Source organism: Pseudoduganella albidiflava (assembly GCF_004322755.1).
Taxonomy (GTDB): domain Bacteria; phylum Pseudomonadota; class Gammaproteobacteria; order Burkholderiales; family Burkholderiaceae_D; genus Rugamonas; species Rugamonas albidiflava.
On sequence record NZ_CP036401.1, the window covers coordinates 7,328,626 to 7,353,844 of the forward strand.

The 25,219-nt window shown below is 62.8% G+C and carries 22 protein-coding genes, 2 tRNA genes and 1 rRNA gene; 10 read left to right on the forward strand and 15 right to left on the reverse strand.

The annotated features are described in order from the left end of the window. Positions 1–39: 39 nt before the first annotated feature. The 3 genes from gyrB to dnaA all read right to left on the reverse strand — a co-directional run bounded on the left by gyrB (position 40) and on the right by dnaA (position 5,296). Positions 40–2,538: a DNA topoisomerase (ATP-hydrolyzing) subunit B gene (gyrB, locus tag EYF70_RS30500; protein ID WP_131148737.1), complete on the reverse strand. Its 2,499-nt coding sequence runs from the start codon at positions 2,536–2,538 to the stop codon at positions 40–42. Positions 2,539–2,598: 60 nt separating this feature from the next. Next, a complete protein-coding gene (gene dnaN / locus EYF70_RS30505) occupies positions 2,599–3,705 on the reverse strand; it encodes a DNA polymerase III subunit beta (protein ID WP_131148738.1) in 1,107 nt (368 codons plus the stop codon). Between the two features lie 172 nt (positions 3,706–3,877). Then, a complete protein-coding gene (dnaA, locus tag EYF70_RS30510; protein WP_131148739.1) occupies positions 3,878–5,296 on the reverse strand; it encodes a chromosomal replication initiator protein DnaA in 1,419 nt (472 codons plus the stop codon). 609 nt (positions 5,297–5,905) lie between these two features. Between dnaA and rpmH the strand changes: the two genes are divergently transcribed. The 6 genes from rpmH (at position 5,906) to EYF70_RS30540 (ending at position 10,452) form a co-directional block, all read left to right on the forward strand. Next, positions 5,906–6,040: a 50S ribosomal protein L34 gene (gene rpmH, locus EYF70_RS30515; RefSeq protein WP_040378179.1), complete on the forward strand. Its 135-nt coding sequence runs from the start codon at positions 5,906–5,908 to the stop codon at positions 6,038–6,040. Between the two features lie 21 nt (positions 6,041–6,061). Continuing rightward, positions 6,062–6,463: a ribonuclease P protein component gene (gene rnpA / locus EYF70_RS30520; RefSeq protein ID WP_131148740.1), complete on the forward strand. Its 402-nt coding sequence runs from the start codon at positions 6,062–6,064 to the stop codon at positions 6,461–6,463. Continuing rightward, complete coding sequence (gene yidD, locus EYF70_RS30525; protein WP_131148741.1) at positions 6,460–6,705, forward strand: membrane protein insertion efficiency factor YidD; 246 nt, start codon at positions 6,460–6,462, stop codon at positions 6,703–6,705. Before rnpA ends, yidD begins: the two co-directional genes overlap by 4 nt. Positions 6,706–6,714: 9 nt before the next feature. After that, positions 6,715–8,385 (forward strand): membrane protein insertase YidC, encoded by a 1,671-nt coding sequence (yidC, locus tag EYF70_RS30530; protein WP_131148742.1) that lies wholly within the window; start codon positions 6,715–6,717, stop codon positions 8,383–8,385. A gap of 103 nt (positions 8,386–8,488) precedes the next feature. Then, the gene (gene mnmE / locus EYF70_RS30535; RefSeq protein WP_131148743.1) at positions 8,489–9,865 is read left to right on the forward strand and encodes a tRNA uridine-5-carboxymethylaminomethyl(34) synthesis GTPase MnmE; all 1,377 of its coding nucleotides are present in this window, start codon (positions 8,489–8,491) and stop codon (positions 9,863–9,865) included. A gap of 365 nt (positions 9,866–10,230) precedes the next feature. After that, positions 10,231–10,452: a hypothetical protein gene (locus tag EYF70_RS30540; protein WP_131148744.1), complete on the forward strand. Its 222-nt coding sequence runs from the start codon at positions 10,231–10,233 to the stop codon at positions 10,450–10,452. A gap of 98 nt (positions 10,453–10,550) precedes the next feature. Here EYF70_RS30540 and EYF70_RS30545 read toward each other — a convergent pair whose 3' ends face one another. Beyond that, positions 10,551–11,147: an Hpt domain-containing protein gene (locus EYF70_RS30545; protein WP_165497827.1), complete on the reverse strand. Its 597-nt coding sequence runs from the start codon at positions 11,145–11,147 to the stop codon at positions 10,551–10,553. A gap of 2 nt (positions 11,148–11,149) precedes the next feature. Then, positions 11,150–12,067, reverse strand: coding sequence for a CAP domain-containing protein (locus EYF70_RS30550; RefSeq protein ID WP_307722153.1), 918 nt, complete (start codon positions 12,065–12,067; stop codon positions 11,150–11,152). A gap of 249 nt (positions 12,068–12,316) precedes the next feature. On the opposite strand from EYF70_RS30550, the gene pssA reads away from it, so the two are divergent. Next, positions 12,317–13,081, forward strand: a complete 765-nt coding sequence (pssA, locus tag EYF70_RS30555; RefSeq protein ID WP_131148747.1) for a CDP-diacylglycerol--serine O-phosphatidyltransferase — start codon at positions 12,317–12,319, stop codon at positions 13,079–13,081. 4 nt (positions 13,082–13,085) lie between these two features. Here the strand turns inward: pssA and EYF70_RS30560 are convergent, their stop codons facing one another. The 10 genes from EYF70_RS30560 to EYF70_RS30605 form a co-directional block, all read right to left on the reverse strand. Beyond that, complete coding sequence (locus EYF70_RS30560; RefSeq protein ID WP_229420633.1) at positions 13,086–13,988, reverse strand: aldo/keto reductase; 903 nt, start codon at positions 13,986–13,988, stop codon at positions 13,086–13,088. A gap of 97 nt (positions 13,989–14,085) precedes the next feature. Beyond that, a complete protein-coding gene (locus tag EYF70_RS30565; protein WP_131148748.1) occupies positions 14,086–15,231 on the reverse strand; it encodes a D-alanyl-D-alanine carboxypeptidase family protein in 1,146 nt (381 codons plus the stop codon). 91 nt (positions 15,232–15,322) lie between these two features. Further along, complete coding sequence (locus EYF70_RS30570) at positions 15,323–15,985, reverse strand: alpha/beta hydrolase (protein WP_131149438.1); 663 nt, start codon at positions 15,983–15,985, stop codon at positions 15,323–15,325. A 2-nt stretch (positions 15,986–15,987) separates the two neighbouring features. Next, complete coding sequence (locus tag EYF70_RS30575; protein ID WP_131148749.1) at positions 15,988–16,308, reverse strand: (2Fe-2S) ferredoxin domain-containing protein; 321 nt, start codon at positions 16,306–16,308, stop codon at positions 15,988–15,990. A gap of 149 nt (positions 16,309–16,457) precedes the next feature. Beyond that, on the reverse strand, positions 16,458–17,663 hold the full coding sequence (locus tag EYF70_RS30580; protein WP_131148750.1) for a VanZ family protein: 1,206 nt from the start codon (positions 17,661–17,663) through the stop codon (positions 16,458–16,460). A 2-nt stretch (positions 17,664–17,665) separates the two neighbouring features. Beyond that, complete coding sequence (locus EYF70_RS30585) at positions 17,666–18,292, reverse strand: ABC-type transport auxiliary lipoprotein family protein (protein ID WP_131148751.1); 627 nt, start codon at positions 18,290–18,292, stop codon at positions 17,666–17,668. 36 nt (positions 18,293–18,328) lie between these two features. Next, positions 18,329–19,267, reverse strand: a complete 939-nt coding sequence (locus EYF70_RS30590; RefSeq protein WP_131148752.1) for an MlaD family protein — start codon at positions 19,265–19,267, stop codon at positions 18,329–18,331. A gap of 39 nt (positions 19,268–19,306) precedes the next feature. Continuing rightward, a complete protein-coding gene (locus EYF70_RS30595) occupies positions 19,307–20,137 on the reverse strand; it encodes an ABC transporter ATP-binding protein (protein ID WP_131148753.1) in 831 nt (276 codons plus the stop codon). Next, on the reverse strand, positions 20,137–21,261 hold the full coding sequence (locus EYF70_RS30600; RefSeq protein ID WP_131148754.1) for an MlaE family ABC transporter permease: 1,125 nt from the start codon (positions 21,259–21,261) through the stop codon (positions 20,137–20,139). Before EYF70_RS30600 ends, EYF70_RS30595 begins: the two co-directional genes overlap by 1 nt. An 86-nt stretch (positions 21,262–21,347) precedes the next feature. Then, positions 21,348–22,826: a B12-binding domain-containing radical SAM protein gene (locus tag EYF70_RS30605; RefSeq protein ID WP_131148755.1), complete on the reverse strand. Its 1,479-nt coding sequence runs from the start codon at positions 22,824–22,826 to the stop codon at positions 21,348–21,350. 464 nt (positions 22,827–23,290) lie between these two features. Here EYF70_RS30605 and EYF70_RS30610 point away from each other — a divergent pair. The 3 genes from EYF70_RS30610 (at position 23,291) to EYF70_RS30620 (ending at position 25,062) form a co-directional block, all read left to right on the forward strand. After that, a 16S ribosomal RNA gene (locus EYF70_RS30610) occupies positions 23,291–24,821 on the forward strand. An 81-nt stretch (positions 24,822–24,902) separates the two neighbouring features. Then, positions 24,903–24,979: transfer RNA gene (locus EYF70_RS30615), tRNA-Ile, on the forward strand. Between the two features lie 7 nt (positions 24,980–24,986). Further along, positions 24,987–25,062 (forward strand) — tRNA-Ala (locus EYF70_RS30620). Positions 25,063–25,219 lie beyond the last annotated feature (157 nt).

The window sequence follows — 25,219 nt, forward strand, 5'->3', positions numbered from 1 at the left end:
GCCCCTTTTCATCAGCGTCTAAAAAACCGCTGAAAACCATCAAACGTCGATATTCCCGGCCCGCAGCGCATTCGTCTCGATGAAGTTCCGGCGCGGCTCCACGTCGTCGCCCATCAGGGTGGTGAAGATCTGGTCCGCCGCGATGGCGTCTTCAATCTGCACCTTGAGCAAACGGCGCACGGTCGGGTCCATCGTGGTTTCCCACAGCTGCTCGGGATTCATCTCGCCCAGACCCTTGTAGCGCTGCTTCGACACGGTACGTTCCGCTTCATCGCGCAGCCACTGCATCGCTTCGTGGAAGTCCCGCACGGCGAATTCCTTGGTGCGCTCGCCTTCACCACGGCGAATAATGGCACCCTCACCGATCAAACCGGTGAAGGTTGCAGCGGCGGTGGACAAAACGCCGTAATCGGCGCCGCTGACGAAGTCCGCGTCGATCGTGGAAACCTTCACGTTACCGTGATGCAGGCGTTCGATCCACAGCAGGTGCTTGTCCGACAGATCGTCCGAGCGCACCGAGACGGTGACGGCCGGATCGTTGACGTTGTCGGCCAGTGCCTGGGCGGAAGCGCGGGCGGCGTCGATGGTCGACAGGTCCAGCGTCACGCCCGTCATGATGGCGGTCAGCGCGGCGCGGTCGATCACGCGGGTCAGGCGCAGCATCACGGCGTTGGCCAGGTTGTACTGGCGCGCCAGCTCGGTCAGCGGCTCGCCGGTGATCGGGTCGGCGCCGTCGCGCGGCGTCAGCACGGCGGTGTTCAGTGCCACCGTCATCATGTAGCTGGCTTCTTCCGTGTCGTCCTTCAGGTAACGCTCGTCGCGGCCGGCCTTTACCTTGTACAGCGGTGGCTGGGCAATGTAGATGTGGCCGCGTTCCACCAGCTGCGGCATCTGGCGGTAGAACAGCGTCAGCAGCAGGGTGCGGATGTGGGCGCCGTCGACGTCCGCGTCGGTCATGATGATGATGCGGTGGTAGCGCAGCTTGTCGGCGTTGAATTCGTCCGGGCCGATCGAGGTGCCCAGCGTGGCGATCAGCGTGGTGATCTGCTCGGAGGACAGCATCTTCTCGAAGCGCGCCTTTTCCACGTTCAGCACCTTGCCGCGCAGCGGCAGGATCGCCTGGAATTTTCGGTCGCGGCCCTGCTTGGCCGAGCCGCCTGCGGAGTCACCCTCGACGATGTACAGTTCGGCCAGCGCCGGGTCGCGTTCCTGGCAGTCGGCCAGTTTCGACGACAGGCCCAGGCCATCCATCACGCCTTTCCGGCGCGTCAGGTCGCGGGCCTTGCGGGCTGCTTCGCGGGCGCGCGCGGCTTCGACGATCTTGCCGCAGATGATCTTGGCGTCGTGCGGCTTCTCCTGCAGGAAGTCGGTCAGCGTTTTCGCCACGATCTCCTCGACCGGGCCCCGCACTTCGGACGACACCAGCTTGTCCTTGGTCTGCGACGAGAACTTCGGTTCCGGCACCTTGACCGACAGCACGCAGGTCAGGCCTTCGCGCATGTCGTCGCCGGAGATTTCGACTTTCGCCTTCTTGGCGAATTCGTGCTCGTCGATGTACTTGTTGATCACGCGGGTCATCGCCGCGCGCAGGCCGGTCAGGTGGGTACCGCCGTCGCGCTGCGGGATGTTGTTGGTGAAGCAGAGTACCTGTTCATTGAAGGCATCGTTCCACTGCATCGACACGTCCACGGAAATGTTCGTGTTCTGGTCGGACATGCGGTCGCCGGTGGCCTGGAACACGGTCGGGTGCAGCACCGTCTTGGCCTTGTTGATGTATTCGACGAAGCCGCGCGTGCCGCCTTCGAACGCGAAGATCTCGTCCTTGCCGGTGCGCTGGTCGGACAGCTTGATGTTCACGCCGTTGTTCAGGAACGAGAGTTCGCGGATACGCTTGGCCAGGATCTCGTAGTGGAACTCCACGTGGGTGAAGATTTCCTCGTCGGCCCAGAAGTGCACGTCGGTACCGCGCTTGTCGGTTTCGCCGATCACCTTGATCGGGGAGACGGCGACACCGTCGCGGATCTCGATCTCGCGGTTCTGCGGCACGCCGCGCACGAATTCCATCTGGTGCACCTTGCCGTCGCGGCGCACCGTCACGCGCAGCAGTTTCGACAGCGCGTTGACGCAGGAAACGCCCACGCCGTGCAGGCCGCCGGAGACCTTGTACGAGTTCTGGTCGAACTTGCCGCCGGCGTGCAGCTCGGTCAGCACGATTTCGGCGGCGGAGCGCTTCGGTTCGTGCTTGTCGTCCATCTTCAGGCCGACGGGAATGCCGCGGCCATTGTCGGTAATCGAGATCGAGTTGTCCGAGTGGATCGTCACGTGGATCTCGGTGCAGTAGCCGGCCAGCGATTCGTCGATCGAGTTGTCCAGCACTTCGAAGACCAGGTGGTGCAGACCGGTGCCGTCCGAGGTGTCACCGATATACATGCCGGGGCGCTTGCGGACTGCTTCCAGGCCTTCCAGGATCTGGATCGAGGAGGCGCCGTAATCCTCGGAGTTGACCTGCACTGGTACTAGGTTTTGGCGTTCGGACATGGACTACTTTCTCAAAAAACGTATTACTGTCGATTTCAAACTGCGTGCGAACGGGGGCGATCAGATCCGCATCGGCATCACGACATACTTGAAGTCGGGATTGTCCGGAATCGAGATCAGGGCGGACGAATTCGAATCGCCCAGTGCCACGTTGACCTGGTCGCACTTCAGGTTGTTCAGCACATCCAGCAGGTAGGTGACGTTGAAGCCGATGTCGAGGCTGTCGCCGCCGTAGTCGATTTCCAGTTCCTCGACCGCTTCTTCCTGGTCCGCGTTGGTGGACGAGATCTTCAGCGAGCCGGGGCTGATGATGCAGCGTACGCCCTTGAACTTATCGCTGGTCATGATCGCGGCGCGCTGCAGGGAGCGCAGCAGTTCGTCGCGGCTGATCGTGAAGTCGTTCTTGTAGCCCTTCGGGATCACGCGCGTGTAGTCGGGGAACTTGCCTTCGACCAGCTTGGAGATCAGTTCGATGTCCGTGAAGCCCAGCTTGACCTGGTTGGCGGCGATGTCCAGCTGCACCGGTTCATCGTTTTCTTCCAGCAGGCGCTGCAGCTCGATGATGGTCTTGCGCGGAATGATCACTTCCTGGCGCTCGAAGGCCTGTTCGGTCTTCACCTGGCAGAACGCGAGGCGGTGGCCGTCGGTGGCGACGGCGATCACGTTCTCGCCATCGAGCACCAGCAGCAGGCCGTTCAGGTAGTAGCGGATGTCTTGTTGGGCCATCGCGAAGTGCACCATGTTGAACAGGTGCTTCAGCGTTTTTTGCGGCAGCGTGAACGAGGCGTTGAAGGTTTCCGCTTCCTGCACGGTGGGGAATTCCTCGGCGGCCAGCGTTTGCAGCGCGAAGCGCGATTTGCCGCTCTGGACCGTCAGGCGCTTGTTCACCAGCGTCAGCGACACGTCGCCCGATTCCGGCAGCGCGCGCAGGATGTCGAGCAGCTTGCGCGCGGCCACGGTGGTGCCGGTCACCTCGGCGCCGGAACCGATGTTCGCGTTCGTGGTGATCTGCACTTCCGTATCGGTGGACAGGAACGAGACGGCTTCGCCTTCCTTGCGGATGAGGATATTGGCCAGAATCGGCATGGTGTGCCGACGCTCGACAATACCGCTCACGATCTGCAGTGGCCGGAGTAGCGTATCTCGGGTGGTTTTGACCAGTTGCATGGATATCCTCGATAAAAAATTAAAGGGTCAGTTTATTGCTGAGTGTTCTGAATGATAAGGCATAGCGTTCTTGAACCCCGGACGCGAAACCTGGGGTCAGACCCGGCGGGTCTGACCCCAGCATCTGCCGTTGGGGGCAAATCCAGAGTCGACCATTCGCCGAAAGTCAATGTCACCCCTTGAGCGTCTGCTCCAGCACGTGCAACTCATGGTTGCACTCCGGGTTCTTGGTGCGGTCCTGCGCGATCTTGCGCACGGCGTGCAGCACCGTGGTGTGGTCGCGCCCGCCGAACAGTTCGCCGATCTCCGGAAGGCTCTTCTGCGTCAGTTCCTTGGCCAGGTACATCGCGATCTGGCGCGGCCGCGCGATGTTCGCGGGGCGGCGCTTCGAATACATGTCCGCGACCTTGATATTGAAGAAATCGGCCACGGTCTTCTGGATGTTCTCCACGCTGATCTGGCGGTTCTGCACGGAGAGCAGGTCCTTCAGCGCTTCCTTCACGATATCGATCGAGATGTCCTTGCCGTGGAAGCGGGAGTAGGCCAGGATCTTGCGCAGCGCGCCTTCCAGCTCGCGCACGTTCGAGCGCAGGTGCTTGGCCACGAAGAAGGCCACGTCGTCGGACAGCGTCACGCCTTCCGACTTGGCCTTCTTCAGCAGGATCGCCACGCGCATTTCCAGTTCGGGCGGCTCGATCGCCACCGTCAGGCCGGAATCGAAGCGCGAGATCAGGCGGTCGTCCATGCCCGTGATCTCTTTCGGATACGTGTCCGACGTGATGATGATCTGCTTCTTCGCGGCGATCAGCGCCTCGAACGCATAGAAGAATTCTTCCTGCGTGCGGCTCTTGCCGCCGAAGAATTGAATATCGTCGATCAGCAGCATGTCCAGCGAGTGGTAGTAATGCTTGAAGTCGTCGAAGCCCTTGCGCTGATAGGCGGTCACCACGTCGCGCACGTACTGCTCGGCGTGGATGTAGCGGATGCGCGCGCCCGGCTGGTCGGCCATCACCTGGTTGCCGATCGCGTGGATCAGGTGGGTCTTACCCAGGCCCACGCCGCCGTAGAAGAACAGCGGGTTGTACGACACGCCCGGATTGTTGGCGACCTGGATCGCCGCGGCGCGCGCCAGCTGGTTCGCCTTGCCGGTCACGAAGCTTTCAAACGTGAGATCGGTATTGATGCGGCTTTGCTCGCGGCCACGCTGGTTGGCGTATTCGTTGCCGGCCGGCGGGGTGACCGGGTCGCCGGTGCGCACGTCCGCCGGATGCATGGCGGGCGCACCTGCGCCGTTCGGCACGCTGGCAGCCGCGCTGGTGCTCTCGGTGGGCCGGGCGCGCGGCGGGTTCAGGCTCGGGTTCAGCACGAACTGCACCTCGATCGGCGCTTCCCAGTATTGCGATGCAAGGGCAGTGATGCGGCTGGCGAACTGGGACTTCACCCAGTCGAGCTTGAAGCGGTTGGGCGCCGCGATACGCAGCTTGCCGTTCTCGTAATCGAGCGGCACCAGTGGTTTGATCCACGCGCTGAATTGTTGCGGCGTCAGCTCCAGTTCCAGTTGGGCGGAACAGGTCTGCCAGAAATTTTCCATGAATCGTCTATCTGCAAAAGCTGTGGGAGGGCAGCATGGGCCGGCGGATTGCGATCGGCTGGCGATGCCCCGGCGACTTGCCGGCGGATCTGCCAATGGTTCGCAGGCGGGTTCGTTAACGGACTCAATAACGGACTCGCCGGCAACTATGCCGACGAATCTGCAACGAATCCGCAACGAATCCGCAATGAACTGCGAATTTGCACGAAATTACAATCTCACCATGGTTCGCACGAAGCGAAGCCCATATGCGCCACACGTAACACGCTATTCTAACTCCGAATCCCACAAGTTATCCACAGGGTTGTGCCGGAAATCGCGGAAAAAACGGCCCGCAAGGGGCCTGGCAATCCGGTTCGGCTGTTGACAAGGCATGCCTGAATGCTGATAATTCAGGGTTCCCCGCCCGTACTCCGTGTTTTTTCAGTTTACGATCAGCGCGGATCCTTGCGGGCGATGAGATTGGCCAGCTTGTGCCGGACGTGTTGGCATAAGTGCGCGAAATGTCATTGGCACCAATAACTGAAGGGATAACCTGGCGCCCGACCTGACTCGTCAGCGGTGCGGCAGCCCGATTTTGCATTTTTTTGCTTCTTTAGCGAGACCAACATGAAACGTACTTACCAACCTTCCGTCGTGCGCCGCAAGCGTACCCACGGTTTCCGTGCACGTATGGCTACCCGTGGTGGCCGTCAGGTTCTGAACGCACGCCGTGCCAAGGGCCGCAAGCGCCTGGCTGTATAAGCCATCGCTTGTTCGCTGAGCGTGGACAGCAGTTCCAACGGCTCGACAGGCGAAGGTTCCCACGACTTCGCGCGCGCTCGGCGCATCGTTAAAACGGATGAATTTTCATCCGTTTTTCGTTTGCGCCCAGCCCAGAAAAGCGCGCACTTCGTGCTTTATACCCGCCAGAATCAGCTGCCTCATGCGCGGCTGGGCGTTGTCGTTGCCAAACGCCTCGCACCTCGCGCGGTCACGCGCAATACCATCAAGCGCCTGACGCGCGAACTGTTCCGCACCACCGGCTTGCCGGCCATCGACTGTGTCGTGCGCCTGTCCAGGGCGGTCAACACGAAGGCCGATCCAGCCACCAATGCAAAGCTGAAAGCCATGCTGCGCGTCGAGCTGGCGCGCCTGTTCGCGGCGCAGTCGAAAGCGCCGCGATGAAGTTGCTCGCACTTCTCCTGCGTGGCTACCAGATCGCCATCAGCCCGCTGATGCCGCCCAGCTGCCGTTTCTACCCAAGCTGCTCGAATTACGCGCTCGAAGCGCTGCGCGAGCATGGCGCGGCGAAGGGCAGCTGGCTGGCCGTGCGCCGCGTCTGCCGCTGCCACCCGTGGAACGCGGGCGGATTCGATCCCGTTCCGCCAAAGCATTCCTCAACCGCTTGCGGTTGCAACCACTCCTGATTTGACCCAATGGATCTCAATAAACGCACAATCCTGTGGATCGTCTTCGCTGTTTCACTGGTCGCCCTGTGGAACGAGTGGATGATCTACACCGGCCGGCCGTCCATGTTCGCGCCGCCGCCGAAGACCGCGCCGGCAGATGCCAAGAGCACCCCGGCCGGCGTTCCCGCCGCTGTCGGCTCCACTACCGCCGGCGTCGCCGCGGTGCCCGGTGCCGCGGCACCGTTCCAGAGCCAGGTCGTGACCATCACGACCGACGTGTTCAAGGTGGATATCGACACGCTGGGCGGCCAGATCAAGCGCCTGGAACTGCTGAAGTTCAAGGATGGCTTCGACCCGACCAGGAACCAGCAGCTGTTCCAGCAGACCGGCGACCGCGTGTACCTGGCGCAGACCGGCCTGGTGGGCGCGGCCAACCTGCCGAACCATAACACCGGCTTCACGGTTCGCCCGGGCCCGCGCGTGCTTGCCAACGGCAACCAGGTGCAACTGGTGATGGATGCGGAACAGGGCGGCGTGCGCCTGACCAAGACGTTCACGTTCAAGCGCGGCGACTACGTGATCGACGTGCGCCACGACGTGACCAACACCGGCGCGGCGCCGGTCAATCCGGAGCTGTACCTGCAACTGGTCCACGACGGCAACAAGCCGGAAGGTTCCTCGTGGTTCAATCCGAGCTTCACGGGCCCCACGCTGTATACCGACGCCGACAAGTACGTGAAGCTCACGTTCGAGAAGGTGGAGAAGGAAGACGTTTCGAAGCGTGAAAACCCGAACTTCGTGCCGGATCACCCGGTGAAGGCGGACAACGGCTGGGTCGCGGTCTCGCAGCACTTCTTCGTGTCCGCGCTGGTGCCGCAGGCGAAGCAGATGCACGACATCTTCACGCGCAAGGTCGGCCACAACACCTACTCGATCGGCGTGGTGCAGCCGCTGGGCGCCCTGGCGCCGGGCGCCACCGTGTCGAACACCGCCAAGCTGTATTCCGGCCCGCAGGAAGAAGCGGCGCTGGAGCGCGTGTCGCCGGGCCTGGAGCTGGTGAAGGACTACGGCATGCTGACGATCATCGCCAAGCCGATGTGGTGGGTGATGGAGAACATCAACAGCGTCCTGCATAACTGGGGCTGGACCATCATTGCCTTCACCATCCTGATCAAGCTGATCTTCTTCCCGCTGTCCGCCGCGAGCTATCGCAGCATGGCCAAGATGAAGGTGGTCACGCCGAAGATGACGTCGATCCGCGAGCGCTACAAAGGCGATCCGCAAAAGATGAACCAGGCGATGATGGAGCTGTACAAGACCGAGAAGATCAATCCGCTGGGCGGCTGCCTGCCGATCGTGGTGCAGATGCCGGTGTTCATCGCCCTGTACTGGGTGCTGAACTCGTCGGTGGAAATGCGCGGCGCGCCGTGGCTGGGCTGGATCACCGACCTGACCAAGCCGGATCCGTTCTTCATCCTGCCGGTGCTGTACGCGATCTCGATGTACGTGACGATGAAGCTGAACCCGCAGCCGGCCGACCCGATGCAGGCGAAGATGATGCTGTTCATGCCGCTGGCGTTCTCGGTGATGTTCCTGTTCTTCCCGTCCGGCCTGGTGCTGTACTGGGTGGTCAACAACCTGTTCTCGATTGCCCAGCAGTGGGTAATCACGAAAAAGATGATGCCGGACGCGAAGTAAGCGCTAACCGGTCCGTGCCCAGCCCGCTGGACACGGACCCGGCAGTAAAAAATCGAAACCCGTGCGCGACACGGGTTTTTTTTCGTTCCATTAGAATTTGCCCATGAATCTCGATACCTTCCCCATCGCCGCCATTGCCACCGCCCCGGGCCGCGGCGGCATCGGCGTCGTGCGCGCGTCCGGCAAGAACCTGCGGCCGCTGGCGCAGGCCCTGTTCAACGTGGAGCTGAAAGCCCGCCACGCCACCTATATTCCCTTCACCCAGGCGGATGGAACGCTGATCGACCAGGGCATCGCCATCTATTTCAAGGGGCCGCATTCGTACACCGGCGAGGATGTGCTGGAGCTGCAGGGCCATGGCGGCCCCGTGGTGCTGCAGATGCTGCTGCAGCGGGTGCTCGAGGCGGGCCACGATGTCGGCCTGCGCCTGGCCGAACCGGGCGAATTCACGCGCCGTGCCTACATGAACGACAAGCTCGACCTGGCGCAGGCCGAAGCGGTGGCCGACCTGATCGACGCTTCCACCGAAGCGGCGGCAAAATCGGCTTCGCAGTCGCTGTCCGGCGCGTTTTCGCAGGCGATCCACGCGCTGGTCGAGCGTGTCACACACCTGCGCATGCTGGTCGAGGCCACCCTGGACTTCCCGGAAGAGGAAATCGACTTCCTGGAAAAATCCGACGCGCGCGGCCAGTTGCGCGGCATCGTGGCGGCGCTCGACCAGGTATTCCGGCAGGCCTCGCAGGGCGCGCTGCTGCGCGAAGGCCTGAACGTGGTACTGGTCGGGCAGCCGAACGTTGGTAAGTCTTCACTCCTCAACGCACTGGCGGGTGCGGACGTGGCCATCGTCACCCCGATCGCCGGCACCACGCGCGACAAGGTCAGCGAAACCATCCAGATCGAAGGCATTCCGCTGAATATCATCGACACGGCCGGCATCCGCAGCCATGACGAGGCGGTGGACATCGTCGAGCGCATCGGCATCGAACGCACCTGGGGTGAAATAGGCAAGGCGGACGTGATCCTGCACATGCTCGATGCGAACCACGGTCCGACCCGCGCCGACGAATCGATCCTGTCCGGCTTCCCGGCGGGCGTGCCGGTGCTGCGCATCTGGAACAAGATCGACCTTTCCGGCCACAAGCCGTCGATCGATGCCAGCGACGATGCCACCCATATCTACCTGTCGGCACACGATCACACGGGTATCGACCTGTTGCGCAAGGAGTTGCTGCGCATCGCCGGCTGGCAGCAGACCGGCGAATCGCTGTACCTGGCCCGCGAGCGGCACCTGATCGCCCTGAAATCGGCGGCCCGCCACCTGGACCGCGCCGAAGAGCATGCCGCGCAGACCGACCAGTCGCTCGACCTGTTTGCCGAGGAATTGCGGCTGGCCCAGGTGCAGTTGTCCACCATCACCGGGGCGTTTTCGTCGGACGACCTGCTGGGGGTGATCTTCAGCCGGTTCTGTATCGGGAAATAGCGCGCGGGTGCTGCCGTGGTTCCGGGAATGACGGCTGGGGGAGCGATGGCCCCAGGCCATCTTCGCTACGCCGGCGTGAGCAGTGCTCCTTGCAAACCGCTGTTGAACTATCGCGCGCTTCGTTTCCATAGAAAAATTTTCAGTCACTCTTCTCTTTGCAGCAACCACACCATGATTGCCTTCGTTACGTGTGCTGGCGCACGTAACCCCGCCTGTTGGCCTGATTTAATGCTGCTATGATTGATTTGAGCAACAGAGTCCGACGCGGCGGGCGAGAAGTTTTACGGTGTTGATTTTCGTCACTTCCGCATCCTTCCACCGACGTTATCTTGCTAGCAGTTGATGTGTATGGAGAGGGGAAGATCATGGAAACGACCGAACAAGCCGTACCGGACAGCGCGATATCGATAATGCCAGCCATGATGCCGGCGATGATGCCGGCCATGGCTGAAGCGCCGCGGCCCCGACAGACGTTGCCGCCGAAGGGGTCGTGCTGGTATTGCGAGAAGCCGCTCGATAGCGTGAAACGCTTCTGCGGCCGGGATTGCGCCTCGTCGTTCGACGAAGAAACGCAATATACGGGCTGAACTACAGGGGCTAATTACTACAGCCGCCGATACTGCGGTGGCTGATACTGCGGTGGCTGGCGCGCCTGGTCCGCCGCGGCCGCCAGCGCAACCTGCGATCAGCCGATGCCTGCCGAGCGCGCCGCCTGCAGCGCAGCGAATGCGCGTTCGAAGTCATACTCCTGCGCCGCCGCCATGATGGTCTCCCAGGCGGCGCTGTCCAGCACCTTTTCCAGCACCGTTCCATACTTTTCCAGCATATCGAGCGCCGCGCTGTTGCCCTCGTCGAGCAGCACGCCCAGGCGGTCGAGCAGTTCGGGGACATTGCGCATCGTCGCTTGCGGCACCGGCGGCGCCGGCGCGGCGGAATCCTTCGGCACGGCGACCGCGATGCATGCCTGCACGCGCCGCAATGCCACGTCCAGTTCGTCCAGCAGCGCATGCGCCGCGTGGCCGTGCGCCAGCGCGGTTTCCAGTTCGCCCGCCACCGCGTGCACTTCGCCGGCGCACAGCAGCCCGGCCGCTCCCCTTAGCGTGTGGATGGCGCGGCATGCGCCCGCATGATCGCCTTGCGCCAGCTGCGCCGCGACGGCACGCGCGGCTTCCATATGCGTGGCGAAGCGCTTCAGTGCACTGAAATAAATGCCGCTGTTGCCCATCAGCCGTGCGATGCCGCGCTCGATGTCGAGCACCGGCACGGCCATTCCAGCCTGCACCGTCATTGCGTAGTGAACGACCAGCTGCGGGTCACGGCCACGCTGTCCACGGTGCCCGCGAAGGCGACATCGTACGTGGTGCCGGAAGTAAGCCGCGAGAGGGGAATGATGGCGGCCGCGGATTGCCGCGTGTGCGTATCCACGTCGCTGGCGAGCAGGCGCACGGCCAAATCCGACCCGCCGCGCGGCCTGACCGTGAAGCTGGTCACTTTCAGCACGGACGAAATATTCGCATGCACGCTGATCGGGTAGCCAACCTCGTTCAGGCTCGGCACCGGGTCGGGCGATTCGCTGTCGCTCATGAAGTTCACGGGCACCATGGTTTGCCCGCTGGCCGGATAAACCGCCACGCTGCCGCGTGCCACGCCGGCGCCATAGCCGTTGCTGGTGGCGAAATCGGTCGTGAAGTACGTGTAGTTGCTGGCCGTGGCGGCGCCCACGCCCATTTCGCGGAACACCGGCTCGAACACCAGGAAGCGATGGTAGATCGCCGTGATCAGTTCTTCCGCATGGAAGAAGCCGGAACTGCCGCGGGCGGCCGAAATCACTTCGCCATAGGCCGATGGCCTGGTCAGCGCATAGCCCGCGGCGGAAAGCCGGTTCCCCACCGCGACGCCGGTGAAGCCGGGGTTGCCGCTGACCTGGTCGTGCGAGACGGTATTGTTAAGGCGCAGGTAGTTCGAATGGCCCGCGGCGGCCACGTCGATCTGCGCATTGCGTGCAAGGGGGGCCAGCCCGATCTGGCTGCGCCGGTAGTTGAACCATGCGAAGCCATCCGCCGCGGTGTCGCCGGTGGCGACCGGCGCGCCAGGCTGTCCGGAGGGAGTAGCCGGTGAGGCGGTATCGACGTTTGAAACCGTCGCGGTGGTGTCTGCACCGCCACTGCCACCGCAGGCGGCCAGCGCCGCCGCCGTCGCCACGGCGGCCAATGCCGCATTCGACCGCCTGTTACATCTCTCCGTCCAGCGCATGATCAGCTCCCCGTTTCATCCCGGTCAGCCCGGCCATTGGGCGATTTTATGCCAATTCGGCCCTGGCGGGGCCGATGCCGGCCCCGCCGTTACGCTTGTTACCATTGAACGATACGGCGCGGCCTGCCCGGTGCCGGCGTTACAATAAGGTCCATCCAACACAGGCCAGCCCAATTGAACAACACGCGCACCCGGCGCATGCAACGCGCCAAATTCGCCTTGCCCAGCTTCGTCACGCTGCTGTCGATCGCCTGTGGCTTCGGCAGCATCGTGATTTCGGTGGACAACGCGCACATCGGCTTCCCGCAGGATTACCGGCTGGCGGCCGCACTGCTGGTCCTGGCCGGCATCTTCGATGCGCTCGATGGCTTCGTTGCGCGCGCCACCGGCACCAGCTCTGAATTCGGCGTGCAGCTCGATTCGATTGCCGACGTGATGAACTTCGGCGTGGGCCCGGCGATCCTCCTGTATTGCTACGCCTTCGTGCAGATCGGGCCCGCCGATCCCGTTCTGCTGCGCGCCGGCGGCCTGGCGGCATTCTTCTTCGTTGCCTGCGGCGCATTGCGGCTGGCCCGCTTCAACGTGAGCGTGGGCCGCACCGATCCGAAGTACTTTGTGGGCATGCCGATCACGGCGGGCGCCGCCTGCGTGGCATCGGTGGTGGTGGCCTGGCCATTCCCGCCGGAGACCAGCCTGCACGGCTGGCTGGTGGTGGTACTGCTGTTCGCCGTGGGCGGCCTGATGGTGTCCACGATCCGCTTCCCCAGCTCCAAGCAGAAGAAAAGCGCGGCCGCACTGGTGCTGCTGCTGGTGAACCTGGGCCTGCTCGTCTGGCTGCGCTTCTATTACTTCGTGCTGTTCTTCGTGGTCTACATTGCCTTCACACTGGCGCTCAACTTCTCCTGGAAGCGCGGCTGGAAAGGCATCCCGCCGCCGCTGGTCTACAAGGAAGAGGTGGACTGACCGTTCAGGGCACCTCGTGCCCCTGCGCGGCGCGCAGGATCTCGAACCACTGGCTGCGCGAAAGCTTGATCCGCGTGGCCCATACCGCTTCCTCGATCGCTTCGATGCGGCCGCTTCCGGTCAGGGGGATCGGCCTCGATGGCAGCTGCATGATCCATGCAAGAACGACGCTGCCGAACGGCTGCTCGATGTCGGCGGCGATGCGGGCGATCGTGCCGCGCAGCGCTTCGGTGGCCGGATCGTCGCGGAACAGGCGGCCGCCGGCCAGTGGCGACCAGATCATCGGCGCCACGCCCAGGTCCTGCAGGCCGTCGAACGTTTCATCGTACATCGGCGCCGTGTGCAGCGGCGAGAACTCCACCTGGTTGGTGGACAGCGGAAGGCGGCGATGCAGGCTTTCGAACTGGTGGCGGCTGAAATTGGACACGCCGAAGTGCTTCACCTTGCCCGCGGCGCGCAGGCCTTCGAAGGTTTCGGCGATCTCGTCGAAGTCCATCAGCGGATCCGGGCGGTGGATCAGCAGCAGGTCGAGGAAATCGGTGCGCAGCGCCTTCAGCGAGTTGTCCACCGAGGCGATGATGTGCGCCGCCGACGTGTCGTACTGCTTGATCTTGTGGGCCGGGCGCGCCGGCGACACCAGCTGGATGCCGCACTTGCTGACGAGCTGGATGCGCTCGCGCAGTGCCGGCCGCAGGGCGAGTGCCTCGCCGAACAGTTCCTCCACTGCGTATTGCCCGTAGATGTCGGCATGGTCGAAGCTGGTCACGCCCAGTTCGACGCAGCCCTCGATCAATGCCAGCCGCTGCTGCGGCGACATGTTCCATTCCCCCATGCGCCACATGCCGGCAACGATGCGCGACAGCGCGAGACCAGTTTCGGAAGTGCGGACAGCGGGGCAGGGAGTCATGGCGGCCTTCTTTCAGATTGATTGGAACAACGATTATAGGGCCGTGCAGATGCAAAAAGCCCGCCGGGCGGCGGGCTTTTTGCGGAGCATGGCCAGCTTATTTCAGCCACAGGCGCATGGAATCCCATGCGCGGCCGAAGATCGACGCCTGTTCCACCGTTTCCAGCGCCACCACCGGCAGTTCCAGCAGCGGTTTGCCGTCCACCATCATCTTCAGCTTGCCCACGTTGGCGCCCGCCGGCACCGGCGCCACCAGCGGGTCCTTGCGTTCCAGCACAGGCTTCATCTTGGCAGCCACGCCCTTCGGCACGGTCACCATCACATCCTGGCGGAAGCCGATCTTCATGGTGTTCTGCGAACCCTTCCAGATCTGCGGCGTGTCGACCGCCTGGCCCTTGGCATACAGCTTCACGGTATCGAAATTCTGGAAGCCCCAGTTCAGCAGCTTCTGGCTTTCGGCCGTCCGCGTCGCATCCGAATTGGTGCCCATCACCACCGAGATCAGGCGGCGCTCGATGTTGCCGTTCGGGCGCTTGGCCGAGGCCACCATGCAATAGCCGGCCGATTCGGTGTGGCCGGTCTTCATGCCGTCGACGGTCGGGTCGAGCCACAGCAGGCGGTTGCGGTTCTGCTGCGTGATCTTGTTGTAGGTGAAGCTCTTGACCGAGTCGATCTTGTAGTACTGCGGGAATTCCTGGATCACGTGCTTGGCCAGGATCGACAGGTCGCGCGCGGTCGTGAAGTTGTCCGGGCTGGGCAGGCCGTGCGGGTTGGCGAAACGCGTATTGGTCATGCCGAGGCGTTTTGCCTCGCGGTTCATCAGCGTGACGAACGTGGCTTCATCGCCAGCCACCGCTTCGGCCAGCGCCACGGCGGCGTCGTTGCCCGACTGGACCATCAGGCCGTGCAGCAGGTCGTCGATCGATACGGGAACTGCCGGGTCGATGAACATCTTCGAGCTGGAGGAATCGACCTTCCAGGCACGCACGGAGACATTGACCTTCTGGTTGATGTCGAGCTTCTTGTCGCGCAGTGCCTCGAAGGTGAGGTACGCGGTCATGATCTTGGTCAGCGATGCCGGCTCGACGCGCATGTTCGGGTCCTGCGCGGCGATCAGCTGGCCGCTGGTGGCATCGAGCAGCAGCCAGGACTTGGCGGCGATGGTCGGGGCAGGAATGGTTTGTGCGACGGCGGACGAAAGTAACAGGACACTGGAAGCCAGTGCCGCGAGCAGTTTTTTCATGGATCTGGAATCTCTATGTGGAGCGCCTAAGAAAGCGTGAAGCAGGGGGCCATTTTGCTCAGTGAAAAAATGGCCCGGACATTATAGGCGCTCACGCGTCTTCGGGGTCGTCCTTTTGCTGTTCCCGGCCCAGCCACAAGGCGATCACCCAGCTCTTGATGTGATTGAGCTTGCGGTGGAAGAAGTGGTCCGCGCCCGGGATCACCAGCACCGGCACATCCTGCGGGCGTGCCCAGTCGAGCACGGCCTGCAGGGGAATCGTGTCGTCGTTTTCGCCGTGGATGAGGATCGTGTTCGGCGCGATATCGGCCATCTGCCACTTTCCGGCGGCCGCGCCCACCAGCACCAGGCCCTCGACCGGCGTACCGGCGGTGGCCAGGCGCTGCGCCAGCTGCGATTGCACATAGGTGCCGAACGAGAAGCCGGTCAATGCCACCGGCAGGCCGGGAAACTTCTCGACCATGTGGTGGTACAGCAGTTCCATGTCGTCCGTTTCGCCATGGCCGCGGTCATGCTCGCCCTCTGACTGGCCCACGCCGCGGAAGTTGATGCGTGCCACCGCGTAGTCGAGCGCCACGAAGGCGCGCGCCAGCGTTTGCGCGACCTTGTTTTCCATCGTGCCGCCATACAGCGGGTGCGGGTGCGCCACCAGGGCGATCCCGCGCGGCTTCTTGCCGTCCAGCGGCAGGTCGAGCAGGCCTTCCATCAGGCCGGCGTTGCCCTGCATCGTGAAATGCTTGGTGTTCTTGTTCATCATTACTTGATCTTCAGCCTTTCCACCGGTTGGCCACCGACCAGGTGGCTGTCGATGATTTCGTCGATGTCGGAAGTGTCCACGTAGGTGTACCACGTGCCCTCGGGATAGACGACCAGCACGGGACCGTGCTCGCAGCGGTCCAGGCAGCCGGCCTGGTTGATGCGCACGCCGCCCGCGCCATTGATGTCGAGCTGCTTGCAGCGCTTTTTCGCGTGCTTCTGCGCCTGCTCCGCGCCGCGCGGGCCGCAGCTTTCGCGGCCGTCTTCCCGCGTGTTCATGCAGAAGAACACGTGGTGCTTGAAATAGGGAGTCTCGCTCATGCTTGCCTCGTGATTGCCTCGCATCTGCGGCGCTGTTGTTGCGCTGTTGCTGCGCCTGTGCCGCGAATGCGAGGAGAAATTGCGTCGAATGTGCTTCGGTTTGCTTCCTGTGTGCCTTGCTGGAAGCCAGGCCGTAATGATACCCGCGATCAGGATTTATTGAGTTTATGGGATGGCAGCCACAGGAACCACAGTGCGCAGAAGGGCCACAGCAGGGACAGGAACTGGGCTGCGCCGTTGAAGTTCAGGAATTTCCCCTGCACCCATGCCTGCATGGTGGCGCTGAAGTAGGGATTCACTGGGGTGCTGTTGACGACCACGATGCCGAGCAGGATGGTGGCGATCGCCAGCCGCCGTTGCGCCACCATCGGCGCGAACGCCAGGCCCGCCACCATGATGCCGCCGATCAGGAAGCCGCCCTGGGCGCCGGGCGTGACCCAGGCGAACGCGTTGTCGGGCGTGAACAGCAGCGCCGAGGCCAGCGTTTTCGTCAGCACGGCCATGGCCAGCAGCACGGCCGCCAGCAGCACGCGCGGCGCGGGGCGGCGCATCAGGCACAGCAAGGTGAGAGCGCCGCCGACCATGCCGCACGCGGTGATCATCGTTTCGGACAGCCAGTACTGCTCCACCGTCAGCTCCGGATCGGGGCGCACGTAGGCCAGCAGGTCGATATCCATTTCCAGCAGGTCGCTCAGCCAGCCGGACAGCGTTGGCAGCACCTGGCCCTGGCCGAACAGGAACGAGGTGGGGTAGATCTGCGCCAGCGGCCACAGGGCCACCAGCACCAGGCCCTGGCTGGCGTGCAGCGCGAACCAGCGCTGCCGCAGGCGGTACAGGTGGCTGGTATCGAGCAGCTTGCGGGCCGTGAGCACGCCGATCAGGCCACCGATCGCGCAGCCTGCCGTATTGGTATAGAAGTCGAGGTTCGACGATACGCGGCTGGGCAGGAAGGTCTGCACCGCTTCCATCAACCCGGAAACGAACGCGCCGAGCAGGGCCGCGGCGAGAAATGCCAGGATGCCGCGCAGCGCGGGGTGCAGCGCATAGGCGATCAGCATGCCGAACGGGATGTAGCCGATCACGTTGACCGTGGCATCGAACTTCGTCCAGTAGCGCGGCATCGACGTGTGCTCGAGGAAGATGAGCGGCGACAGGCCCTGGTTGTGCCAGCCGGAGAATGGGTACCAGCTGGCGTAGATGATCAGCAGGAGGTAGGCGAGCAGGCTGGCGCGGGACACCGGCGAACCGCGCTTCGGCCGCGCGTCCGCAGGCGGCCCGCCCGGTCCCGGTGCTGGCGGAGGCGGTGGCGCGGGTGGCGTGCCCGCCGCCGTGCCGGCGCGTTCGTCCCCGGTCATGCTCAGCGCGGCGGCAGCGTGGCCAGCCAGGCGAGGAGATCGGCCGCGATCGCGTCCGACGTGGCGGCCAGCGCGCTGGCGCCACCGGCCGCGTCCGCGCTGGGCGCCGGAGCCGAGCGGGTGAACGTGCGCTGGTCCACCAGCTGGTGGCCGCGGAACAGCGAGGCGCGCAGCGAAATGTGGGCGGTGCTTTCCGTGGCGCTGGCGAAGTTCTGCGAGAACTCGTCCATCTCCAGACGCAGTACCGGCAGGCCGCCGGTGGCGTCGCTGATCGACAGTACCTTGACGCCGCCCTGCGCGATGCGTGCCTTCAGCCGCTGCGACAGCAGCTGCAGCGGCGTGGCGGCCCAGCGGTTATACGCATAGGGCAGGGCCTGCTGCGCATTGGCGTATGCGAGGCGATAGAACATGCGGTCCGTATCGAGCGTGGCCGGGCCGCTCACGTCCGCCACGATCAGTGCGGGATAGCTGGCCGCGGCCGGCGTCGGCGTCACGGGAGCAGCCACCGGGCCGAAATCGAAGCTGGTGGGGGCCGGACCCTTGGTCGAGGCGCAGCCGGCCAGCAGGGCCGCCGCCAGCACGATGGCGGCGTTCCTGCACAGACGGTGGCGGAAGCGAAACTGTTTCATGGTGTGGTCGTTCATCGCGTGGTTTTCACTCCATCGTCACTTGGCAGGCGCCGCGAAGCCCGGTTCGCCGGGGCCTGGCGCCACATCCGGCGCGCCGAACAGGATGCTCTGCGGGCGGTCGTTCAGGGTATTCATCGTGCGGCGCACCGAGCGCATCGACGAGCGGGTTTCATCGGTCAGCGCCGTGATGCTCGGCAGCGTTTCCAGCTGCGCGCCGGTGGTTACCGCTTCCACGCCATTGACGGCGCGGTCGACCGAGTCGCCGATGCGTGTCAGCGTGCCTTCCGGTCCGTGCAGGCTTTGCGACAGCGCCGTCACGTCCTGCGCGAGCGTATTGACGGAATCGATCGCGGTCTCCGCCTTCGCGGCCAGGGCGGGCAGCCGCTCGAAGGTCGGCTCCAGCTGGCCGGGCAGCGCCTTGTAGCGGTTGACGGTCTCGCTCACGTCGGAGAACGCGGCCAGGATCGTCTTGCGGTTTTCATCGCTGAGCAGGTCGTTGAGTTTCACCGTCACCTGCTCCGCTTGCGACAGGATCGCCGTGCCGCGCTTTTCCAGCTGGTCCAGCAGGCCGGGGCGCAGCGGGATGCGGGCGGGATTCTGCTCATTGGTGGCCAGGCGCTGCGAACCCACCGATTCATCGTCCAGCTGGATATACGCGATGCCGGTCACGCCCTGGTAGCCCAGCGTGGCGTAGGTGGTGCGCGTGATCGGCGTGGCCGGATCGATTGCCAGGTGGATCAGGATCTGCCCGGCCATCTTCGGATCGAAGTCGATGGCGTCCACCTTGCCCACTTCCAGCCCGCGGTAGCGCACCGCCGCCTGCGGGTTCAGGCCGGGCACCGCCAGCGTGGTCGCCAGCAGGTACGGATCGTATTCCACGCGGTCGCGGTTGAACCAGATGCCGAACAGGACGGCAGCCGTGAGCAGTGCCAGCGTGAAGATGCCGGTCATGAAGGCATGCGATCGGTTTTCCATGTGTACTCCTTGTCTGCTTGTTGTCTGCTCTCGGGCGGGCTACTGCAGCGCTTCGAGTGCGCGCTTGCCCCGGTCGCCGAGGAAGAACTCCTTGATGAACGGGTGGTCCACGCCGATCACGTCGCGCGTCGGCCCCACCGCGATCACGTGCTTTTCGGCGAGGACCGCGATGCGGGTGGACAGCGCGAACAGCGTATCCAGGTCGTGCGTCACCATCACCACCGTCAGGCCCAGCTCGCGGTGCAGCGACTTGATCAGCGAGACGAAGCTTTCCGAGCGGTCCGGATCCAGGCCCGCCGTCGGCTCGTCGAGGAACAGCAGCTTCGGCTCCAGTGCCAGCGCGCGGGCGAGCGCCACGCGCTTGACCATGCCGCCGGAAAGGTCGGACGGCATCTTGTTGGCATGCTCCGGCCCCAGGCCCACCATGTTCATCTTCAGCAGCACCGCATCGCGCACCAGCGCATCGGGCAGCACGCGCAGCTCGCGCATGGGCTGCGCGATGTTCTCGAATACCGTGAGGGCCGAATACAGCGCGCCTTCCTGGAACAGCATGCCCCAGTGATTGCGCAGCAGTTGCAGCTGGGCGGGCTTGGCCTGCGTGATGTCTTCGCCGAAGATGCGCACGCAGCCCTGCGATGGCCGCTCCAGGCCCAGCATCTGGCGCAGCAGCACCGTCTTGCCGGTGCCGGACCCGCCGACGATCGACATGATCTCGCCATCCTCGATCGTCAGGTTCAGGTCATTGTGGATGATGGTCTTGCCGAACCTGGTCTGCAGGCCGGTGATCTCCACGACAGGGACGCTGCCGTCCAGCGTCAGTTCGCTGGGCCCTGCCGGGCAGCTGCGGTCGAGGTCCTCATCCGTTGCCATCAGAACCCCACGCCGTTGAAGACGATCGCGAACACGGCGTCGGCCAGGATCACCACGGTGATCGCGGTCACGACGGAAGTGGTGGTGCCGCGGCCCAGGCTTTCGGTGTTCGGCTGGATGCGCAGCCCGAAATGGCAGGACACCAGCGCGATCAGCATGCCGAAGACCGCGCCCTTGCCCAGCCCGATCATGTAGTTCGCCAGCGGTACCGCATCGGGCAGCTTCTGGATGAAGTAGCGGGCCGACAGGTTCAGTTCCAGCTTGGCCGATACCATGCCGCCGATCAGGGCCATCGTATCGGTCCAGATCACCAGCAGCGGCATCGAAATCGCCAGGGCCACCACTTTCGGCATCACCAGGCGGAAGCCGTGCGAGATGCCCATCACCAGCATCGCATCGAGTTCTTCGGTAACCCGCATCACGCCCAGCTGCGCGGTGATCGACGAACCGGAGCGGCCGGCGACCAGGATCGCGGCCAGCAGCGGGCCGAGTTCGCGGATGATGCTCATGCCGAGCAGGTTGACGAGGTAGATGTCGCCGCCGAAGTTGCGCAGCTGCTGCGCGGACAGGTAGGACAGCACCACCCCGATCAGGAAGCCCACCAGCGCGGTGATGCCGAGGGCCTGGAAGCCTGCGTGGAAGATGTTGGCGGAGATTTCCTTCCACGGTCCGCGCTGCGGCGCGGCGACGAAGCGCCACAGGTCTTGCACCACCTGGCCGATCAGCCGCACAAAGCCTTGCAGGTGTTCGCCGAAATGCAGCACGCCACTGCCCAGCGTGGTGATCCAGTTCATGTGCAGGCCGCGCTGGCGGGGCAGTTCCAGCTTGCCCGTGGCCTCCAGCCGCTTGAAGAATTCCTCCTGCCCGGGCGCCAGCTTCAGGCTGGCGGGCCGCTTGTACTCCCAGGCCTGCCAGAACAGCTGCGCGCCGATGTGATCCAGGCTGTCGATCGCGGAGAGGTCCCATTGCGCATCGGGGCCAGCACGGCCCAGTTGCGTGGAAATCGCCTTCATTGTCTTGCGGTGAGCCAGCGCGTGGACCTGCCATGTGCCATCGGCGGTCACCGTCGCTCCCGCCGTGCCGCCGGGGTCAAAAGTTAAGGTTGGCTCTTGTGCAATGGGCATGTCGCCAGTGTAAGTGAGATTCGTTTCGTTCGCTACAGCCCCCGGCTCTACCGTGTGTCGGAGCGCGCTTACGTGCGCTCGGGTGCTCAGGCGGCCAGGTGGCGCGCCTGGCGCTGCGGGGCGGCCAGCGATGGTACCGGTGCCGCGGCTTTCTGCTTCACACCGTGGCCATCGCTCGCCAGCAGGGCGTCGACGCCTTCGATACCCAACTGGCGCAGGTACTTGCCGGTGAGCGCCGCCAGGCGATCCAGCGCGATGCGATGGGTGGCATCGGTGTTCGCATACAGCCAGTCGGAGAAGGCCATGAAGCTGGCGAACGGGCGTTCGCCCAGCAGCACCGGCGTGACGTGGGTGAATCGGCCGGAATTCGCCACCAGGTCCCAGTAGCGGGCGAAGCGCACCAGGCGCTGCATGGTGGGGAAGTCGATATCCCGGTTCGCCAGGATCGTGTACGGCGGATGCGGATCGAACACGAGGCCGAAGGCTTCCGTGTGCCGGATGATCGGCGTACCGCGCAGGCGCTTCAATATGCCGAACTGGATTTCATGCGGGCCGAGGGCCCACAGCTTGTCGAACCCCTCGGCGAAGCTCTCCACCGTCTCGCCGGGCAGGCCGGCGATCAGGTCGACGTGCATGTGCACATGCGAGTGCTCGCACAGCCAGCGGATGTTCGCCGCGGCCTTGCCGTTATCCTGCTTGCGGGAGATGTTCGCCTGTACCGTTGGATTGAAGCTCTGGATGCCGATCTCGAACTGCAACGCGCCGGGCGGGAATTTGGCGATGCCTTCCTTCAGCGCATCCGGCAGGTGATCGGGCACCAGTTCGAAGTGGGCGTACACCGGGTCTTCCGGGTTCGCGGCCAGCTTGTCGAGGAAGAACTGCATGATCTTCAGGCTGGTCTTGATATTCAGGTTGAACGTGCGGTCGACGAACTTGAACACGCGGGCGCCGCGCGCATGCAGCGCCTCCATCTCGGCCAGGAAGGTGTCGATATCGAATGGCCAGGCGGTTTTATCGAGGGCGGACAGGCAGAACTCGCACTTGAACGGGCAGCCGCGCGACGCTTCCACGTACAGCGTGCGGTGGGCGATATCGTCGTCGCTGTACAGGGCGTAGGGCAGGGCGATGTCGGCCATCGGCGGCTGTACGCCGGCGTGCACTTTCATGAGCGGCTTCGGCCCGTGCAGGATTTCGCCGCACAGTTTCGGGAACGTGACGTCGCCCCACCCGGTAACGACATAGTCCGCGAGTTGCGCGATGGGCTGTTCGTTCGTCTCATGCGAGACCTCGGGGCCACCCAGGACGACGACAATGTGTGGGGCCACCCGTTTCAGCATGGCCACGAGTTTGGTGGTTTCTTCCACGTTCCATATATAGACGCCGAATCCCACGATCCTGGGAGCGTATGCCAGGATGCGCTCCACCATCTCTGTTGTCTTCGCGCCGATGACGAACTCCTGGATGCGCGTTTCATTCTTGAGCTCTCCCATATTGGCGAGCAGATAACGCAGGCCCAGCGATGCGTGGGTATAGCGGGCATTGAGGGTGGAAAGCAGGATGGACATGAACTTCTCGGGGGGGCGATCGCGGAATTGCGCATTTTACCCCTTGCGCGGCGGCAGGCGTTTCGTTATAGTTCTGTCCCTCGCAGCGAACAACGACGCAGCGAGGTGTTGAAAGCGCAGTGATGGATACTGAGGCTGCAAACTGAGGGGGTTGACGAGCTGCACGAAACACCGCATAATCTCATCTCTCTGCTGCTGACAAACACAACGATTTGTCGCCGGGTCGAACGAAAGTTCAACGAGATCCGCAGCAAGCCCGAAGTTGAAATACTTGGGCAGAATTCTTTAACAATCAACAGTCGATAAGTGTGGGCGTTTGATGTGATGTGCCCAGGACTTCGGTCCTGAAGCTCAAAATATATAGCATCAAACGCTTACACAAGAAATAAACGTGATCATCTTCGGATGATTCGTCAGTATTCTTGAGTAAGTGACCCCGACAGAAATGTCGGACAACAGAGATTAAACTGAAGAGTTTGATCCTGGCTCAGATTGAACGCTGGCGGCATGCTTTACACATGCAAGTCGAACGGCAGCGCGGGCTTCGGCCTGGCGGCGAGTGGCGAACGGGTGAGTAATATATCGGAACGTGCCCAAGAGTGGGGGATAACGTAGCGAAAGTTACGCTAATACCGCATACGATCCAAGGATGAAAGCAGGGGACCGCAAGGCCTTGTGCTCCTGGAGCGGCCGATATCTGATTAGCTAGTTGGTGAGGTAAAGGCTCACCAAGGCGACGATCAGTAGCTGGTCTGAGAGGACGACCAGCCACACTGGAACTGAGACACGGTCCAGACTCCTACGGGAGGCAGCAGTGGGGAATTTTGGACAATGGGGGCAACCCTGATCCAGCAATGCCGCGTGAGTGAAGAAGGCCTTCGGGTTGTAAAGCTCTTTTGTCAGGGAAGAAAAGGGTACGGCTAATATCCGTGCCTCATGACGGTACCTGAAGAATAAGCACCGGCTAACTACGTGCCAGCAGCCGCGGTAATACGTAGGGTGCAAGCGTTAATCGGAATTACTGGGCGTAAAGCGTGCGCAGGCGGTTTTGTAAGTCTGTCGTGAAATCCCCGGGCTTAACCTGGGAATGGCGATGGAGACTGCAAGGCTAGAGTTTGGCAGAGGGGGGTAGAATTCCACGTGTAGCAGTGAAATGCGTAGAGATGTGGAGGAACACCGATGGCGAAGGCAGCCCCCTGGGTCAAGACTGACGCTCATGCACGAAAGCGTGGGGAGCAAACAGGATTAGATACCCTGGTAGTCCACGCCCTAAACGATGTCTACTAGTTGTTGGGTCTTAATTGACTTAGTAACGCAGCTAACGCGTGAAGTAGACCGCCTGGGGAGTACGGTCGCAAGATTAAAACTCAAAGGAATTGACGGGGACCCGCACAAGCGGTGGATGATGTGGATTAATTCGATGCAACGCGAAAAACCTTACCTACCCTTGACATGTCAGGAATCCTGGAGAGATCTGGGAGTGCCCGAAAGGGAACCTGAACACAGGTGCTGCATGGCTGTCGTCAGCTCGTGTCGTGAGATGTTGGGTTAAGTCCCGCAACGAGCGCAACCCTTGTCATTAGTTGCTACGAAAGGGCACTCTAATGAGACTGCCGGTGACAAACCGGAGGAAGGTGGGGATGACGTCAAGTCCTCATGGCCCTTATGGGTAGGGCTTCACACGTCATACAATGGTACATACAGAGGGCCGCCAACCCGCGAGGGGGAGCTAATCCCAGAAAGTGTATCGTAGTCCGGATTGTAGTCTGCAACTCGACTGCATGAAGTTGGAATCGCTAGTAATCGCGGATCAGCATGTCGCGGTGAATACGTTCCCGGGTCTTGTACACACCGCCCGTCACACCATGGGAGCGGGTTTTACCAGAAGTAGGTAGCTTAACCGCAAGGAGGGCGCTTACCACGGTAGGATTCGTGACTGGGGTGAAGTCGTAACAAGGTAGCCGTATCGGAAGGTGCGGCTGGATCACCTCCTTTCTAGAGTCGGCACTGATCGCAAGATCGTGCATCAAACGCTCACACTTATCGGCTGTTGTTAGAGAAACAGTAGAAGCGCGCGGGTCTGTAGCTCAGCTGGTTAGAGCACCGTGTTGATAACGCGGGGGTCGTTGGTTCGAGCCCAACCAGACCCACCACGAACACGGGGGATTAGCTCAGCTGGGAGAGCACCTGCTTTGCAAGCAGGGGGTCGTCGGTTCGATCCCGTCATCCTCCACCATCGCTTCTGTTAAGAAATCAAATCTAAGCCCTGCGGTTTAAATTTGATCTTTTAGAGATCACTGCTGTTTCGCTCTTTAACAATCTGGAAGAAGTAAAGTTTTATTAAGCGTATTCAGCAATGAATACACTTAGGGTAGTGTTCCGAAAGGAACGCA